The organism is Paenibacillus sp. RC73, assembly GCF_044908085.1.
Lineage (GTDB): Bacteria > Bacillota > Bacilli > Paenibacillales > Paenibacillaceae > Paenibacillus > Paenibacillus terrae_A.
This window is the reverse complement of the sequence record NZ_JBIYCV010000004.1, coordinates 606,391-624,053: the sequence shown is the minus strand read 5'-3', so window position 1 is coordinate 624,053 and position 17,663 is coordinate 606,391. Positions and strand designations below refer to the sequence as shown.

Genomic DNA, 17,663 nt, shown 5'->3' with positions numbered 1-17,663 from the left:
TTGTATTGCTCCCATTCATGATATTATTATTTAACCCCAACAGTATAACATATCACGGAGCCGAATTGGACGTTATTGAGCGCCCCATGCTTCCTCAAATGTTTCCTCTTTGAAGCCTACCGTTACTTTGTTCCCGTCTGTTACAATCGGGCGCTTGATCAATCTTCCATTCGAGGATAAAAGCGAGATTTGTTCTTCACGGCTCATGTCTGCCAACTTGTCCTTTAGCTTTAGATCCTTATAAGCCTCACCGCTCGTATTGAAAAACTTTTTCAGCTCCAGTCCACTTTTGCTGATTAAATCAGCTAATTCCTCCGGGCTGGGAGGTTGTTCAAAAATAGGAACCAATTCCGTTTCATGTTCCTTGCTTTGCAGCCATTTCACTGCATTGCGGCAAGTGCTGCATTTAGAGTACTGGTATACTTTCAACTGGCTCATTGTTATGCTAACCCTCCATTTTGATTTCTTAACACCTCTTGCAACTTGGCCATATCGTCCGGCAAAGGAGCGCAAAACGTCAGCTGCTCTCCGGTCACAGGATGCACCAAGGACAGCTCTGAGGCATGCAATGCCTGTCGGGGCATCTGGGCATCCAACTGATCATAGCGCTCACGTTGTGCAGCGTCATCAGGCGTATTTCGGTACATTTTATCTCCAATCAACGGACATCCGATAGAAGTCATGTGTACCCGGATTTGGTGCGTACGCCCGGATTCCAGCTTAATCCCGATGCGGCTCCCCTCATTCCAGGCTTCCTCCAGCTTATACAGTGTAAGGGCCGGATAACCATCAGGGGTCACCATGCGCAAATGTGGATCATCCGGATTACGGTCAATCGGCCCATCCACCCTGCCTGTCTGTGGATCAGGGCAACCGTGCACCAGGGCAGTGTAACGCTTATCCACCGTTCCCATAATCATTTGCTCTGAAATATGCTGGTGTACATATGGATTTTTAGCCACCACAAGAACGCCAGTCGTCTCCTGATCCAGACGATGAACGGGGCGAAACCGGAACAGCTCACCTTTGGCCTGCCAATAATGCACAATCCCATTAGCCAGTGTTCCCGTGTAATGACCGTGAGTAGGATGGACAATCATACCCGCCGCCTTGTTGACAACCAATAAATGCTCATCCTCAAACAAAATGTCAAAAGGAATCGGTTCAGGCAAAATATCATCAGAACGCTCTCGCTCCATACGAATTTCCACCCGATCCCCGGACTGTACCTTTACACTGATATACACTCGTGTTCCGTTCAGCATAATGCCTTGTTCCGTCAGCTTGAGTTTGGATATCAGCTTGCGTGAAACATTCATACGTTTTTGCAAAATGGTCTTCAACAGCATTCCCTCCTCCTCAGGAGGGATCGTATACACGATAGGTTCATAGTACAAGCTCATCACAAATTCCCGGTTGCCTCCTTATTTGCGGAACACTTTTTTGCTGCGCACATATTCGACATCCGGCACCCCTTGACGTACATTCGCGGTGCGGGCCACGACGAAGAAATAATCGGACAGACGGTTCAAATACCGACGTACCGCAGGATTGATTTCCGTATGCTTGCCCAGTGTGACAGCACGACGTTCCGCTCGGCGGCAAACCGTACGACAAACATGAAGCGCTGAGGACAACGTGCTGCCTCCCGGAATAATAAAACGCTCGACCTTCGGATTTTCCTCCTGACATGCATCAATCCAGCCTTCCAGCCGCTCTGCCAGCTCATCCTTCACCTTGTATTTGCTTTCGTTGATTTTGACAAACGCCAAATCCGAACCGCAATCAAACAGTTCCTGCTGTACTTCCTCCAATTGGGTCCGAATATCTGCAAACTTTTCCCCTTCGGCAAAGCTGATCGCTTGACCTACAAAGCTGTTCAGTTCGTCAATCGTACCGTATGCCTCCACACGGTCATCATCCTTGGCCACCCGACCGCCGATCACCGAGGTTTGTCCCTCATCACCTGTTCTTGTATAAATTCCCATGGTATCTCATCCCCTCTATCATTCCGTCAATGCTTTTAACACCTTGATGGCTTCTTCCTTATTACTCGTACGCGGTGGCACGGTAGCAAATAATGTTTTGGAGTTATATTTTACATCCTTGAACATCTTCATCTGCTCCACCGGAATCCCGAACAAATGAGTTTCCTTGATCATATCTGTTCCTTTTTCCCCCTGCTCCTTCTCCTTAAATACGCCGCCCTCGAACACACCCCGAGCATACGTTTTCTTGTCAAAAGCATCGTCTAAAGGCAAATTCGAACCATTCTGTCCATACAACTTCATATCCTCTTCCGGCAAAATAAACAGGTCGTTTTCCCCGGCCGCATATTCAACGACCAGTTTCTGCTGGTTATACAATGGGCTAACTGCAAGCTCGATGGTTGGAGCCTGTTCGCCCAGTTTATCCTTAAGCTTTTGCGCCAGCTCATCACGAATAATTGAAGCATCCCCTTGCTTATCCATGATAAAAATGGTGAAACTGTCCTTGTCCCGCCCCCCGCATCCCGCCAACAGCACGAGTGCCAGCATTCCGATAATCCATGGCGACAGCCTTTTCAGCCCTGCTCTCATATGTACGCCCCCTCTTCCATGCCACTAATATATCATAAGTTGTGAACGCAAAAAAAGAAGGCCCTGCGGCCTTCTCTATACGTACGGCTTGGCTTCACACGGTTACACCTTGCATTCCGTACCGTACAGCTTCATGTATTCGTTAATTTTCAAATCGAGCTTGCAACTGATCTCAATGACAAGATCAGAGGTGAAGGACTTCTCTTCCTGAAACGTCCGCATCATCTCATTGCGCAGGAACAAAATTTCATCTTCCAGGGAAATGTCGTATCCTATTGAACCCGATGAATTATATCCAACATATGACATGATCATTCCTCCTGCAATTGAAAAATTGAACTTCCTGCTTTCGATTTTACATTATAGCATATAAATTTAGAAATAAAATACTTTTTTCTATGAATTACCCATAAAAAAATAATTTTAACCTTCTTTTCTTACTTTTTCTACAAAATGACCAATACGATCCAATGCTTCTGTCAGTTGAGACACAGAGGTCGCATATGAGCAACGAAGGTATCCTTCGCCCCCCAAACCGAATACGTTCCCCGGCACCGCCGCAACCTTGGCCTCTGCCAAAAGACGCTGCGCAAACTCATCCGAGCTCAGCCCTGTGCTTTGAATACTTGGGAAAACATAAAAAGCCCCTCTCGGTTCGTGGCATTCCAGACCAATTTCCCGGAACCCCTCAACCATCAGACGGCGACGCTGATTGTAAGCTTCCACCATGCGATCCTTCTCGCCCAAACCATTGCGTAGACCCTCAAGAGCCGCAACCTGACCCATCGAAGGCGCACACATCACGGTATACTGGTGGATTTTAAGCATAGCGGCAATTAAATCAGGGTGCCCGCATGTATATCCAATACGCCAGCCCGTCATGGCGAAGGCTTTGGAAAAACCGCTGACGAGAATGGTACGATCCATCATGCCTGGCATAGCCGCGAAGCTAACATGCTTCTCACCATAGTTCAACTCTGCATAAATTTCATCAGAAATGACGATCAAATCATGCTTTTCTACAACTTTCGCAATCGGAAGCCAATCCTCATAGGTCATGGTCGCCCCGGTTGGATTGCTCGGATAGCATAATATCAGCACTTTGGATTTAGGTGTGATTTTAGCCTCCAGCGCCTCTGCTGTCAGCTTGAATTCATCCTTGGCGAAGGTTTCAATCCCTACGGGAATACCGCCGCCAATCGAAGTGATCGGAGAATACGAAATGTAGCATGGCTCAGGAACCAGAATTTCGTCGCCAGGTACAATTAACGCACGCAAAGCCAGGTCAATCGCTTCGCTGCCGCCCACCGTCACGATGATTTCACTTTTTGGATCATAGCGGACTGCAAATTGCTCATCCAGATATTCACTAATCGCCTCACGCAGTTCAGGCGTCCCCGCGTTGGAAGTATAGCTGGTAAAACCCCGCTCCAATGAGTAGACGCAGGCTTCCCGCATATGCCAAGGGGTTGTAAAATCCGGTTCGCCTACCCCCAGAGTAATAATATCCTTGTTGCCGCCCACCAGATCAAAAAACTTACGAATGCCCGAGGATGGAATCTCGCGCACCAATGGAGACAAATACGAGCTCATGGCTTTGTTACTGTCAGTCAATGCTTCAGGTTTGATATTCATCATGATCTTCCTTTACGGCGAAATCATCAGACGATTATCTTCCTGATGATCTTCGAAGATAATTCCGTCCTGTTTGTATTTTTTGAGCGTAAAATTGGTCTTGGTAGACAGGACCGAATCAATAGGCGACAGCTTTTCCGACACAAAGTTCGCTACCTCGCGAAGATTGCGTCCTTCTACTTCCACTAACAAGTCGTATGCACCAGACATGAGATATACCGATTTAACTTGTGGATACAAATAAATCCGTTCAGCGATGCCTTCAAATCCTCTTCCCCGCTCCGGTGTAATTTGCACCTCAATTAAAGCAGTAACCTTTTCGTCGTCAACTTTATCCCAATTAACCACAGCGGCGTATTTGACGATCACATGCTGGTCTTCAAGCTCTTTAATCGCGGTACATACATCCTGTTCGGCAACTCCCAGCAAGGTAGCAAGCAGAGTCGGCGTCCTTCTTGCATCTTCTTTTAACAATTCCAGCACTTTTAATTTCAAATCATTCAGTTCTGTCATTCTACATAAGGCCTCCATCAAAAGAGATTACTATACATCATACAATACGTGCTTTAAACCTGCAAAGAAAAACCGCCCGCCCCGGTGAACCCGGCAGACGGACGGCTTGTTATGAGAAAAAGCTTCAAAAGCGGAGTGCCCCGTTTACATATAGTAAGGGTTGTTTTGGTGAGAAGGCTGGCCCTGTTGATGCATAGGCTGGCTATACACTCCCGCGGAGGACGATTTTTGCTGAATGAACTGCTGGCATTCCTGTTGGGTTTTTCGGGCTTCCTGAATCTGTTTGTCCAAATCGGTGCGCAACGCTTTGGTCGTGGTGGAGTACATGTTGTTCTGACTCATCAAACGGTACAAATCACCTTGCAGACGCAGTGTATCGCTCGTAAGGTCGGTGAAAAGCTGGCGCACAGACGGACAATTGGATTCAGTTGTCGCCGTTGTATATTCTCCCACAGTGCGTTTCATATCGGCAAGAATGGTATAGAGCAAATCTTCTTCGGGCATAAATGACGTATTGTTCTGTGAAAACATCGTGATATTACCTCCTTTGTTGGTTAATCCATAGTTACTGCTGCGGTTGCATAGGGGCAATCTGCTGGTGCTGTTGAAGGGCATTTGAAAGCAGATTCAGGTGGTGCTCATGAGTTCTCGCGAATTGCAGACAAGCTTGCTGAATGGCAGGATGCTGAACGGATGCTGCCGTTGCCGCACATTGCTTGAGCAGCAGTTCTTCATTGGAAATGGAGTCCACGATGTACTCCAGTTCTTTGCCAGTCAAAGGTTGCATGTTCGTAGATTGCATGGTCTGTGCCTCCTTAAATGTTTTGTTGCACGCTGGTTAGCTTGTCCGTTTGGCGGAATTATATGTATATGTGAAGAGGAGCGGAGTTTATCGAAATTTGACGATTTAGTGAAGTACGGTTCCTGAGGAGGACGCTACGCGATCCATTTGATCTTACGATCGCTGTTGCCTCGGGATTCTTTGGATTTTATAAAATATTTAGAGGTAAGAATTCCATGGCAAAGGCGAACGCTGTCGCTTCTTCAGATTCAAATGAATCGCTTCGCTGCTTTTGGCGGAAACGCCCACCACTAAGGCGCGCCAAAGATTTCGATAAGACTCCCCTTTGGGGTGGGAAGTGAAGGGTATTAAAATATGAGAAGCCTGATGGCTTCTCGGAACTACTTTAAATAACTACACACACATTGGATATTGCTTATAGGGAGTGTTTTGTTATGGATTTGATTAGTGGGAATACGTATTGGCCTAGCACCCTGGAGCACAAACTGGATTTTCCTTCTTTAACAGAAGATTTGACTTGTGATGTGCTTATCGTCGGGGGTGGGATGGGTGGGTCAATCTGTGCCCGACTGCTGGGAGAACGACAGGTGGATACAGTGGTCATTGACAAGCGTAAGCTGGCGCACGGAAGTTCTTCGGCCAATACCGGATTGCTGCAATATAGCAATGATAAGACGCTGACTTCTTTTATCAACACTTTTGGCGAAGCTAATGGGGTGCTGTTTTATCGGATGTGCAAGGATGCTCTGGATCAGTTGGAAAAGCTGGCCAGCACAGTGGACATCGACCCGTCCTTTATCCGGCGCAGCAGCCTATATTATGCGAGTACGCCGGAGGATGTGTCGGTGCTCCAAAACGAGTTCGAACAGCTAATCCGCTTTGGATTCCCAGTGGAATATTGGGATGAGCAACAGGTGGCTGCACGTTTTCCTTTTCGAAAACCGGCTGCGCTGTATACACATGAAGATGCAGAGGTAAATCCGTTTCGTTTTGCACAGGGACTCCTGCAATCTGCCAGCCGTCTTGGTGTACACTTATATGAGCATACCGAAGCGAAGCATTTTGAATTTGGTGACAATGAGGTCGTTTGTCATACCAGCGGTGGAACCATTCGGGCGAAAAAGGTTATTTTTGCGGCAGGCTATGAAACGCAGGAAATTAAAAAGGATCGTGGAGCCATACTGGAAAGCTCTTATGCGATTGCTACCCAGCCGGTTGGAGATTCAGCCATGTGGCATGAGCAATGTCTAATCTGGGAAACCGCCCGTCCTTATCTGTATATACGCTCCACTACGGATGGACGCGTGATTATCGGGGGGCTGGATGAGCCTGTACTCGACCCGAGACAGCGTGAAGTCAGGCTGCTGCACCAACAGAAAAAGCTGCTGCAAGCATTACAGAAGCATTTTCCCGATATACCCTTCAAGATTGATTACGCGTGGGCAGCCGTCTTTGGCTCCTCCCATGATGGCTTACCGTATATTGGCCCGCACCCGCGCTTTCCGAACTGCTACTTTTTGGAGGGCTACGGGGGAAACGGCACAGTCACCAGCATGATGGCTGCACAGCTGTTGGCTGATGAACTGACGGGCACACACCGACCTGAGATAGAGTTTTTTTCACTAACACGTACCACCAAGCCTTCACCCGAAATAACGGAGCCGCTGGCTTAATAAATACGAAACACGAAAGAGCCTCCCATTCCCATTTTCGTGGGTTTGGAGGCTCTTTTTGAATATATATTTTAAGCTACTCGGTTTGCCTGTGCCAGCGTCGTGCCTTGGAATGAGACTTGTTCTGCTTCGTTGTTTGCTCCTTCTTTAGCACATTGCGCATAAATACCCATCCCGCCACGGGCATTAACGCAAGCCCAATCAACAGCCAGATCATGGCTATAGGTGCCTTGCTCATACTCAACACACCCAGAAAGATAAGCATTCCGGTCAATCGACCTACCATCAAACACAACTCGCGCAGTACGACCAGTTCCACCCTCTGATTAACATCCTCTTCGCTCACGCCCATCAGGTCAAAGCTCGCAGAAATCATCGGGATTAAATATAACGGCAAAAACAAGGCGGTCCCGATGCCCATAATCAACAGCATGCTATACTCCATACGCCACAGTAACGGCAAAAGTACAATCACCAGCAGCACGGCCCCCAACAGCATGCCAACCGAGCGATATTGTGGTTTGAGCCATTTGCCAACAGCCCAAAAGCTGAAAAATGAAACTGCGGATGTAATAAGTGAAAACTGCGCCAGCTTCCACTCCTGCTGAGTAGCGACATACACAAGCAGCGTAATCAGAAATGCAAAAACTCCTTCACGAATACCCTGTGTAACAAGCGACAACGACAATGGCCGCCACATACTTCCTTTTTGCGACAAACGTTGCTTGGACTCCTGCCAATTGTAACTTCCTGTCGTCTTACGCTTGTGAAGAAAGAAACTCAGCACTACCCCTACCACATAAAGTGCCAGAGAGATACTAAATATCACGCGATATCCCGCATCATCCTCCATACGGGCAATAATCCAGCCGGACAGCAAGGGACCGACAATACCTGAAAACGAACCCAGCAGACCGACCCAGCCATTAAAATGATCCCGGCTTCCCTGATCTGTGACTTCGAAAAAAATCACATTAAAAGCCAGCCAAAACAAACCCAACGCTGCACCCAATAGCATCCCTAAAGGCCATATGTAGTTTACAGCCTGCGATCCCGTATATAAAACCACCAGATAAAATAACCCGGACAATGCGGTCCCTACGCGCAGAGCATTCATTTTGTTATGCTCCTTGACCCATTTTCCAGCTACCCAAACCATGATTCCCAGCGCAATTTGCTGGCTGACATTAAACCAGCCAATCATCGCGTAATCCTGCCTGCTTTTCCACAGATATACGTTAAGAAAAGTACCTGACAGAGCTGCCGCAAACACAAACAATCCATTCAGGCTTAGCAGCAGAATGGATTGTCCGTTCAGGTTTGATTTCAATGTAGTTCCCCCTAACCGAAAATCACCATTCAGCTCCTTTTATCTCAGCTTGCTTCAGAGCTTCTTCGGTTTAAGATGCCCGAGTTCAACTTGGGCTTATCCGGGGGAATATAATTTAATTGTTGGAAATACCACTCAGCTTCTCTAACAAGCGCAATCGGTCATCCTCTGACAACGTCTGCTGAACATGGAAGCAGCTTGGACATACATATACATTTAAGACAAACGGCAAATCCAGAACAGGTCTGCCAAGCGCAGGAGACATCGACGGTACAAAGCCTTCTCCGGTCACGGTTTGCGAACCTGCATGCAGCATGTATTCACCGCATTGGGAACATTCGAGAACCTCATCTTGTCTGTCGAGTATTTGTTCAGCGCCTTGTTCATAAGCCATCAGATCCGCACCGCTTTCTTCGAATTTTTGCAGGGTATGCAGCACAGGCAGCTTGTGAAGCTCGTTGTCCTGTAACAGTGGAGCGTCAGCCGGCTTTTCAACTACGGCTTCATCCTCTGCTTCATATAAAATATCCTGCTCATCATCATCCCCAAGCTGAATGCTTAACGTACGATAGCCCTTTAGGTCTTCCTTCACAGGGGAAAGCGCTGCTTGACCCACAGAGGTCGCATCATCATGGCTATGGTCGTGGTCATGTGCAAGAGTATGCATGTGTTCACTTTCTCCATGTCGGTGCTCATCCGTATGCCCATCAACATGTGCAGAATCAGACTCCGTTTCATCTTCATCATCGGTGATATCCGAATACCCTTTCAGGTCATTATGGCAATAAGGGCACTCTTCTTCAGGTCCCAATTCTTCATCCCAAATAATTTCCATGTTACACCATGGACAAATAGTCATTTCCAAGCTTCATCATCCTTCCGTTCCAAGCGTATACCAAGCTCTAGTATACAGGATGTGTCAAGTTACACTGGCACCAATCACATAAGATAACGATATCGAGATAATCATGGAGAACAAGCCGACAGCGCGGTTGTCCTCCTTAATTTCCTGATCGATTGAAAATACCGGTGTCAGAAACTCAAACAGAAAGTACGCCGCAAGCAGTAGTAAAAAGCCAACGAACGACCAAATCATCGTATCGTACACGCTGGATTTGGCCTCCATCGCAAAGCGGAGCACGTTGCAAATGCCAAACATTTTCCCGCCCGTAGCCATCGCTACCGAAATATTGCCGCGTTTGATCTCTTCCCAGCATTTATACCGGGTTACCAGCTCAAAGCAAGACAAAAATACAATCAGCTCCAGCACCGCCACCGAGAAATAGCCCAGCATCATTCCTAACGGATGTGACAGCAATTCATCAATCGCCATCTTCACTTTGTCCCTCCCGTTCTACAAAGCGTTCCCGGCCGGAGCCAGTAACCCGTAGCTCATTCCAATTCAGCAACCGTCACGCCTGTGCCGCCTTCATTGTAATTTCCGATACGGTAGCTTTTCACATGCTTATGCTTGCGAAGGTACTCCTGAATACCGGTCCGAAGAACCCCTGTACCTTTGCCATGAATAATGTGTACCTGCCCCAGATTGGCCAGAAATGCTTCATCCATGAAGCGATCTACCTCCATCAGTGCTTCCTCTACGTTCGCACCACGCAGATCAAGCTCGTTTCGCACATTATCATCCCGTGTTCGCTTAATGCCGGTTACCGGTTTCTGGGCTCTAGGTGTAGTTGTTTGGGCGGGTTGCAGCAGCTGCAGATCGTCCAGACTGACCTTCATTTTCATGATGCCCAACTGCACCACGGCTTCCTTGCTGCCAGACAGTTCCACCACATGACCTTTTTTATTCAGGCTGTGAACGGATACCTCATCACCCGCTACGATAGAGCGAGTACGTGTAGCCGCCGGGCGCTTGACTGCGCTTTTCATACGCTGTTTCGGTTCCGCTTCATCCAGCTCTTTGCGGGCTGCAATCAGCCTATGTTCCTTAACAGAAGCTCCTTCTTCCTGAGCCAACTTACGCAGATCAGCAATGATTATCTCCGCTTCACTGCGAGCTTTGTCCACGAGACTTCTCGCTTCGTCCGCAGCTTTCTCCAGCAAACGCTCCCGCTGTGCTTCCAGCTTTTCCAGTTCATTCTGGTGACGGGTGCGCAGTTCTTCCATTTCACCTCGCAATTGTTCCGCCTTTTCCCGCTCTTGCTCGGCTGTCAAACGGTTCTGTTCCAGTGACGCAATCATGTGCTCTACGCGCTGATCTTCTTCCGTCACCTCACCACGTGCATAATCCAAAATACGGCCCGGCAATCCCAAGCGCTCAGCAATGGCAAAAGCGTTACTTCGACCGGGTACACCTACAAGAAGACGGTATGTCGGGCTTAATGTAGCAACATCGAACTCCATGCTCGCATTAATGATTCCTTTGCGCTCATAGGCATAGGCCTTCAATTCACTGTAGTGAGTCGTCGCAACCATACGGCAACCCAAAGCATGCATATGCTCCAGAATGGATACAGCCAAAGCCGAGCCTTCCGCAGGATCGGTTCCTGCACCTACCTCATCAAGCAACACAAGGCTTTTCGGCGTCATATTTTTCAGAATGCTGATAATATTGGTCATATGACTGGAAAAAGTACTCAAGTTTTGCTCAATACTTTGCTCGTCACCAATATCTGCATAGATGGCATCAAATACGCACAATTGGCTTTCGTCCTCTACAGGCACAAAAAGTCCAGACATCGCCATCAGACTAAGCAAGCCGATGGTTTTCAGCGTTACGGTTTTCCCCCCAGTATTCGGTCCGGTTACGATAATGGAAGTGTACGAATTGCCCAGCTCCACATCAATCGGAACGACCTGCTCCAACGGAATAAGAGGGTGTCTGCCTTTTTTCAGCTTCAAGTAACCACGATCATTCATCAATGGCAAGGTTGCCTTCATCTCACGAGCAAGACGCGCTTTGGCAAAAATAAAATCAAGCGTCCCCAAAACATCTACATCATATAGCAGCATATCCGCTTGTTCTGCGACAAGTGCAGTCAGCTTTTGTAAAATCACTTCTATTTCGCGTTCTTCTCTCAACCGTGTTTCCCGCAGCTTGTTGTTCATGGCCACGATGGATTCAGGCTCGATAAACAGCGTTGCCCCGGACCCGGATTGATCATGCACAATTCCGCCAAAATAAGAACGATACTCGGCTTTAACCGGAATTACAAAACGGTCTCCACGGATCGTAATCAACTGATCCTGAAGCATTTTGGATACGGTGGAGGAACGAATCATGGAATCCAGCTTTTCCCGAATACGCACTTCACCCGAGCGCAGCTCTCTGCGGATCTGTGAAAGCTCTGTACTGGCAGAATCCAGCACCTCTGCATTTTCGTCGATACAGCCTTTAATCGAGTTTTCCAGACCTCTCTGTTCTGAAAGCTGTTCACTCCAATACAGCAGTGTTTCCACTGGATTTTCCTCATGCAAGCTTGCCACGTACACCTGTACACGGCGTGCTGCCTGGACTGTTGTCCGAATGCCAAGCAGCTCTTGCGGACTCAGTGTTCCGCCGATACGTGCGCGCTTGACCGCTGGAGTAATATCCACAACTCCGTTAAAAGAGGGTACTCCTTTAAGTCGATCGGCAGCATAGGCCTCATCCGTGCCTTTCAGCAATTTCTTGATATGTTCCAAATCATCGCTGGGCTGTAGCCGCTGGGCTGTCTGCTGACCAATCGCCGTTTGAGCATAGTGACTTAGTTTATTTAAAATTTTTTGATATTCTAGGGTTTTGAAAATTTTAGAGTCCAACTTCACTACTCCTTTCACTTATATCTATATTATAACGAAAGCCGCGCACTTACGCTATTTGCCAACTCCGTTTTACACATAAGAAAGCCCTTCATGCCACACAATAACCTTTGTATAACCCTGTACATTCAAAAAACAAAGGAGGTTATTCCGTGAGCATTCTCGGGCACATTGTGCGTTTCATCGTCGCCGCTTTGGTTCTGATGGTCGTAAGCTGGATCGTTCCCGGCTTTAGTGTAGGCGGCTTTTGGAGCGCGCTGATCCTTGCCATTGTCATTGCCTTGATCGGTTACATCATTGAGGCTATGTTTGGCCGACGCGTTTCACCATTCGGACGCGGTATCGTAGGCTTCCTGGTGAGCGCTCTGGTTATCTGGATCGCTCAATATATCGTAACCAGTGTCAGTGTTTCCTTTTTGGGCGCATTGCTCGCTGCATTGGTTATCGGGATTATCGACCTGTTCATTCCGGTATCTACACCGTTTGAAGCTGGCCGCAAGAGCGAGAAATAATTTGGGGTCACATTCCCGACAAGGCTGTTCCACAGCAGATTTCTTCTGCCGCTGGACAGCCTTTTGTCATCCAAGAACCGAATAGGATACAGCATACAAATAATCCCCGGCGATAAGCAGCCGGGGATTGCATTACATTGCATTTATAATCCGTATCTACTGATCCTGTTCAATTAATTCAATCCACTCATTGTACTCGGATTGAAGCTTGGTATATTCTTCTTGCAATTGACGTAATTCCGTCGATATCTTCTCCGTATTTTCCCGATCCACATCCTGTTGAACCTGTAAAAGACGAAGCTGATGAGCCGCCAGCTCATACTTCTGACCGACTTCCTCCAGCTCGGACTGTAAAGCCATCCGTTCCTGATCTACAGATTGCTGTTCAGCCTTCGCCGCCTCGGCAGCTTCAACGGCCAGACGAATTTCCTCTTGAAGCTGTTCCTTTTGTTCAACAGTTACGGCTATTTCTCGTTCCCACGAGGCGAATTCTTTCTTACGGGCAGCATCTTCGGCTTCCAAACGTTCCGCTTCGGCCTTCAACTGCTCATATTTAAGCTGCCATTCCAGTGATTCTTCTTCGGCGCGCTCCAGTTCCCTCCGCCGTTCGCTATCTTCACGCTGGAGCTGCTTGATATTCTGTCCCAGTTGCTCTGCCCGGCTCTTCATGCTTCCATACTGCTCCTGAAGCGTTTTGTAAGCCTTTGTTCCCTCTTGCTCACGCAGGATTGCCTTCTCCAGCTCATCCTGAGCGCGAATCAGCTCAGGTGAAAGTTCCTTGATTCTCGCTTCCAACTGCAACAGACGTTGCTGCTGTGCAGCAAATTTATGGTTTACAGCTTCAACCTCAGCCACGGCATGCTGTAATTGCTCCTGTACAGTATCCTTCTGTTCACGTACTTCCAATATCGAAAGCTCCAGCTCATCTACTGCGAGCTGGCGTTCCTCTGCAAGCTTCTTCCAAGATTTCTCGCTTTCGCCCAGTGTGGCCAACTCACTTTGCAGTTTGCGGGAGGACACATGCGCCTGCTCCAGCAACTTCTGCATCCGGCGCTGTTCTTCCTCCAGCTTGGCCGCTTGCTGCTGCGTTGCCTTGGCTTCCGCTGCCAATTCATCGTAACGGCTTTGCAGCTCTTCACGCGCAAGCGTATCCGCCTGCTCGCGTTCTGTCGCAGCCTGTCGCTGCGTTTCTAGCATAGACTCCAGCTCGGACTGCTGTTGCTTCAATGCTGCAACCTGCTCTTGCGCCTCTCCCAGACGGGAAGACAGCTCTGTACTACCTGCTTGTACCTGCTCCAATTGCTCTTGAAGCTCCTCGATCCGAATTTCCTGCTCCAGTGCAGCTTCCTCGGCCCGTTTCTCCGCTTCCTGATGCTGGAGCTTTTCTTCATTCAACGCCAGTTCCGCCTGTTTACGCTCCTGCTCCAACTGCTCCTTTAGCCCGGACCACTTGCCCTGCCATTCGGTGACCTTCCGGCTATGCTCCTGCTGCAAAGCAGAACGCAGCTTGTCCAGCTCTGTACGCTGACGCTCCTGATGAGCCTTTTCCGCAGCCGACAGCTTGGCTTCCGCCTGCTTGACCGCTTCGGCCAGCTCCTTCTTGGTTTGCTCCTCCATCTGGCGGATACGGGCATTTGCCGCCTCCTGCTGCTCTTTCAGCTTACGGGAAGCTTCCTGACGGGACTCCTCCAATTGACGTTCAGCCTGCTTTTGTCCATTTTCGAGTTCTGCCGCTTTTTTCTCCTGCTGTTCCAGCTTCGCCTTTAATTCGGCAATTTCCCTGGCTGATGTGGATTCGGTCTCCTTCCATTTTTTCAGAACCGTTTCCTTCTCTTCCTTCAATTGGGCAAAAGACTGCTGCATATCCGTATTTTTTTGCTGCTGTTCTCCAAGAGCCGTCTGGAGTTGAGCCAGTTCGCCCCGAAGCTCCGCCCGCTCCCCGGCCAACCGGTTCATATGGCTCTGAATTTCCTGAATTTGTACAGCTTCTTCTGCCATATGAACCGCAGCCAGTACGGCAATTCGGGGCATATCAAGACGCGAATGAGCCTGAGAAATGCTATGCATGCGCTCATCCACGTAATTGGCAACCTGCTTCATATAATCGGTATTACTGCCGACGAGTTTATAAGAAGTACCGTAGATCTCTACAGTGACGCGAGTACGATCTGGTGTAGTCACAATTAAGCCCTCCTTCAATACTACTGTATGTTGATTCTAAGTTGTGTCCGGTACTATGGTAACCCGCCCTTCGTGAAGCGTTCAACCCCATTAGTCCGGCTTCCCCGCAGCGGGTGAATATCAGAGTAGAGAGCTTCAATGATGATAGGCCAAAAAGCCGTATCGAACCTCTGTCACTAAGATTCGATACGGCTCCCCGCATTTCCTGCTACTTTCTCAATTCCGCTCCAAAAGTTTGTTCCAGAGACGTAACGACAGGAATATGTGCCGCATTAATCTCTTCATCCGTCAACGTATGCTCCCAGTGACGGTAGGTCAGGGAGATAGCTACGCTCTTCTTGTCTTCGCCAAGCTTGCTGCCTGTAAATACATCAAACACCCGTGCATCCTGCAATAGCTCTCCGCCAGCCGCATGAATCACACGCAGCAGTTCGCCTGCTTCTACGTCCTTATCCACCACGAGGGCAATGTCGCGTTCCACGGACGGGAAGCGAGCCAGCTCTCTGAACTGAATGTGACTGTTGGCGTGTTCGATCACCTGTTGCAACGCAATTTCCGCTACATACGTATCATTCAGCCCATAAGACTGTTGCAGCTCCGGATGGATCTGCCCGATGGTGCCGATTCGTTGGGAGGTTCCATTCACATCCAGCCATACGGAGGCAGAACGTCCCGGATGATAGCTTTGCGGCTGGTCAGCCACATAACGGATGCTTGCACCCAATCCGAAATAGTCAAATACCGTTTCCAGCGCGCCTTTAATATCAAAGAAATCAACCTTCTCAGCACCGATATTCCATTGTTTTTCACGGCGTACGCCAGTCAGCAGCAGACTGAGCACTTGAATTTCCTGCGGCTGGCGGGTCAACGTTTGTTCCCCGGTATAAAATACAGTTCCTATTTCGAAAATCGCCAGATTTTCCTGCTTCCGGTTCATGTTATACACTGCTGTATCCAGCATTTGCGGAATAATACTCGTACGCAGCACACTGCGGTCTTCGCTCATAGGCATCGCCAAACGTACAGGATGGCTTCCCTCTGTCAGCGCATTAAACAAACCTGCACTTTCCGGATGCACAAACGAGTAACTGATCGTCTCTTGCCAGCCGCCATGGGCCAGCAATTTACGCAGCGAACGGCGCAGTGATTGCGATGCCGTCAAAGCACCTGGCGTCGTTGGTCCTTCAATCGGCGTCGTCGGAATATTGTCATAGCCATACAGACGGGCCACCTCTTCAATCAAATCCACATCCATGGAAATATCTCCGCGCCGTGTAGGCACTTCCACTTCCAACACACCTTGCTCCACGTCACCGCATCCGAAATGAAGCTTGCCGAAAATCGTCTTCACCTCAAGCAGCGACAATTCTGTTCCCAAATACCGGTTCACTTTATCCAGCGACAACTTGATAATCCGGCTTTCGGCCTTCGCAGAAACAGCTTCCACGATGCCTTGATGCACAGTGCCTCCTGCATAACGCTGAATCAGCGCAGCCGCACGGTTCACCGCAGGTACAACAGCACCCGGATCAACCTCTTTTTCAAAACGCAGGCTTGCTTCGGAACGAAGTCCAAGCTGACGGGACGTTTTGCGAACCGTACCGCCGTCAAACTTCGCGGATTCCAGCGCAATGCTGACCGTCGTATCCGTAACTTCGGAATTCGCTCCGCCCATCACCCCTGCCAACGCAATTGGCTTTACGCCGTCTGTAATCAGCAGCATATGCGGCTCCAGCTTCCGCTCCTGATCGTCCAGCGTAACCAATGCTTCGCCTGCACGAGCGAGACGCACTTCAATGTTGCCACTTTCCAGCTTATCCGCATCAAAAGCATGCAACGGCTGACCGTATTCCAGCATGACATAGTTCGTAATATCCACGATGTTGTTGATCGGACGAACTCCCGCCGCCATCAGGCGGTTTTGAATCCACAGTGGAGAGGCCCCCACTTTCACACCCGTGATATAGCGAGCCGCATAGTGCGTACACAGTTCAGGTATATCCACCTTTACCGACAGATGATCTGCCGCCACATCGCTGATTTCCACCAAATCCTTAGCCGGGTCAGCCAGCGAAATGTCACGCCCCAGAATCGCGCTCACTTCATAAGCCGCTCCATGCATACTCAAGCAATCCGAACGGTTTGGTGTCAGATCAAAATCCAGCACCTGATCATCCAGCGCCAGCAGCTTCGTAATCGGCGTACCGATTTCAGCATCCTCAGGCAGCACCAGAATACCTTCCTGCAACTCTTTGGGCAACAGCTTGTCATTCATACCCAGTTCCTTAGCCGAGCAGATCATGCCCATGGATACGACACCGCGCAGCTTGGCCTTTTTAATCTGAAAATCTCCCGGCAGCTTCGCGCCCACGACGGCAACAGGAACCTTTTGCCCTGCATCCACATTTTTGGCGCCACACACGATTTGCAGATCTTCCTCTTGTCCCGCATCGACGATACACACATTCAGCTTATCCGCATCAGGGTGCTTTTCCTTGCTTTTGACATAGCCGACCACGACGCCAGTAATCCCTTTGTTGCGATGTTCGACCTCATCAATTTCAATGCCCGAACGGGTGATTTTCTCTGCCAGATCCTCCGCGCTCACCTGATCCAGCGATACATACTCGGATAGCCAATCGAATGATACTTTCATATGGGTTCACTTCCCTTCAT

The 17,663-nt window shown here is 48.9% G+C and carries 17 protein-coding genes; 2 read left to right on the top strand and 15 right to left on the bottom strand.

The features are described 5' to 3' along the window. Positions 1–72: 72 nt before the first annotated feature. The 9 genes from ABH897_RS12960 to ABH897_RS12920 all read right to left on the bottom strand — a co-directional run bounded on the left by ABH897_RS12960 (position 73) and on the right by ABH897_RS12920 (position 5,529). Entirely contained in the window at positions 73–438 is a 366-nt protein-coding gene (locus ABH897_RS12960; protein WP_283655234.1) for an arsenate reductase family protein, read from the bottom strand. Between the two features lie 2 nt (positions 439–440). Continuing rightward, positions 441–1,403, bottom strand: coding sequence for an RluA family pseudouridine synthase (locus tag ABH897_RS12955; RefSeq protein WP_404580854.1), 963 nt, complete (start codon positions 1,401–1,403; stop codon positions 441–443). A gap of 21 nt (positions 1,404–1,424) precedes the next feature. Then, positions 1,425–1,988 (bottom strand): cob(I)yrinic acid a,c-diamide adenosyltransferase, encoded by a 564-nt coding sequence (locus ABH897_RS12950; RefSeq protein ID WP_283655233.1) that lies wholly within the window; start codon positions 1,986–1,988, stop codon positions 1,425–1,427. Between the two features lie 18 nt (positions 1,989–2,006). After that, positions 2,007–2,579 carry a hypothetical protein gene (locus tag ABH897_RS12945; RefSeq protein WP_283655232.1) on the bottom strand — a complete coding sequence of 191 codons (573 nt, stop codon included), beginning with the start codon at positions 2,577–2,579 and terminating at the stop codon, positions 2,007–2,009. Between the two features lie 102 nt (positions 2,580–2,681). Continuing rightward, a complete protein-coding gene (locus tag ABH897_RS12940) occupies positions 2,682–2,888 on the bottom strand; it encodes an aspartyl-phosphate phosphatase Spo0E family protein (RefSeq protein WP_044646649.1) in 207 nt (68 codons plus the stop codon). 114 nt (positions 2,889–3,002) lie between these two features. Then, on the bottom strand, positions 3,003–4,214 hold the full coding sequence (locus ABH897_RS12935; RefSeq protein ID WP_283656226.1) for an aminotransferase class I/II-fold pyridoxal phosphate-dependent enzyme: 1,212 nt from the start codon (positions 4,212–4,214) through the stop codon (positions 3,003–3,005). Positions 4,215–4,226: 12 nt separating this feature from the next. After that, entirely contained in the window at positions 4,227–4,727 is a 501-nt protein-coding gene (locus ABH897_RS12930) for an Lrp/AsnC family transcriptional regulator (protein ID WP_014280586.1), read from the bottom strand. A 144-nt stretch (positions 4,728–4,871) separates the two neighbouring features. Continuing rightward, on the bottom strand, positions 4,872–5,258 hold the full coding sequence (locus ABH897_RS12925; protein WP_014280585.1) for a spore coat protein: 387 nt from the start codon (positions 5,256–5,258) through the stop codon (positions 4,872–4,874). Positions 5,259–5,292: 34 nt separating this feature from the next. After that, on the bottom strand, positions 5,293–5,529 hold the full coding sequence (locus tag ABH897_RS12920) for a hypothetical protein (protein ID WP_044646651.1): 237 nt from the start codon (positions 5,527–5,529) through the stop codon (positions 5,293–5,295). 434 nt (positions 5,530–5,963) lie between these two features. On the opposite strand from ABH897_RS12920, the gene ABH897_RS12915 reads away from it, so the two are divergent. Then, positions 5,964–7,202: an NAD(P)/FAD-dependent oxidoreductase gene (locus ABH897_RS12915; protein WP_283655231.1), complete on the top strand. Its 1,239-nt coding sequence runs from the start codon at positions 5,964–5,966 to the stop codon at positions 7,200–7,202. 76 nt (positions 7,203–7,278) lie between these two features. On the opposite strand, the gene ABH897_RS12910 is transcribed toward ABH897_RS12915, so the two are convergent. The 4 genes from ABH897_RS12910 to ABH897_RS12895 form a co-directional block, all read right to left on the bottom strand. Next, positions 7,279–8,532: an MFS transporter gene (locus ABH897_RS12910; RefSeq protein WP_283655230.1), complete on the bottom strand. Its 1,254-nt coding sequence runs from the start codon at positions 8,530–8,532 to the stop codon at positions 7,279–7,281. Positions 8,533–8,647: 115 nt separating this feature from the next. Next, entirely contained in the window at positions 8,648–9,397 is a 750-nt protein-coding gene (locus tag ABH897_RS12905) for a hypothetical protein (RefSeq protein WP_283655229.1), read from the bottom strand. 54 nt (positions 9,398–9,451) lie between these two features. Next, a complete protein-coding gene (locus tag ABH897_RS12900) occupies positions 9,452–9,865 on the bottom strand; it encodes a DUF350 domain-containing protein (RefSeq protein ID WP_007429540.1) in 414 nt (137 codons plus the stop codon). A 59-nt stretch (positions 9,866–9,924) separates the two neighbouring features. Continuing rightward, positions 9,925–12,294 carry an endonuclease MutS2 gene (locus ABH897_RS12895; RefSeq protein ID WP_404520017.1) on the bottom strand — a complete coding sequence of 790 codons (2,370 nt, stop codon included), beginning with the start codon at positions 12,292–12,294 and terminating at the stop codon, positions 9,925–9,927. Positions 12,295–12,446: 152 nt separating this feature from the next. Between ABH897_RS12895 and ABH897_RS12890 the strand changes: the two genes are divergently transcribed. Continuing rightward, positions 12,447–12,806, top strand: coding sequence for a phage holin family protein (locus ABH897_RS12890; protein WP_044646656.1), 360 nt, complete (start codon positions 12,447–12,449; stop codon positions 12,804–12,806). Between the two features lie 156 nt (positions 12,807–12,962). On the opposite strand, the gene ABH897_RS12885 is transcribed toward ABH897_RS12890, so the two are convergent. Together ABH897_RS12885 and pheT are read right to left on the bottom strand one after the other, a co-directional pair. Next, entirely contained in the window at positions 12,963–14,987 is a 2,025-nt protein-coding gene (locus ABH897_RS12885; RefSeq protein WP_283655227.1) for a cell division protein ZapA, read from the bottom strand. Positions 14,988–15,195: 208 nt separating this feature from the next. Further along, complete coding sequence (pheT, locus tag ABH897_RS12880) at positions 15,196–17,643, bottom strand: phenylalanine--tRNA ligase subunit beta (RefSeq protein WP_283655226.1); 2,448 nt, start codon at positions 17,641–17,643, stop codon at positions 15,196–15,198. Positions 17,644–17,663 lie beyond the last annotated feature (20 nt).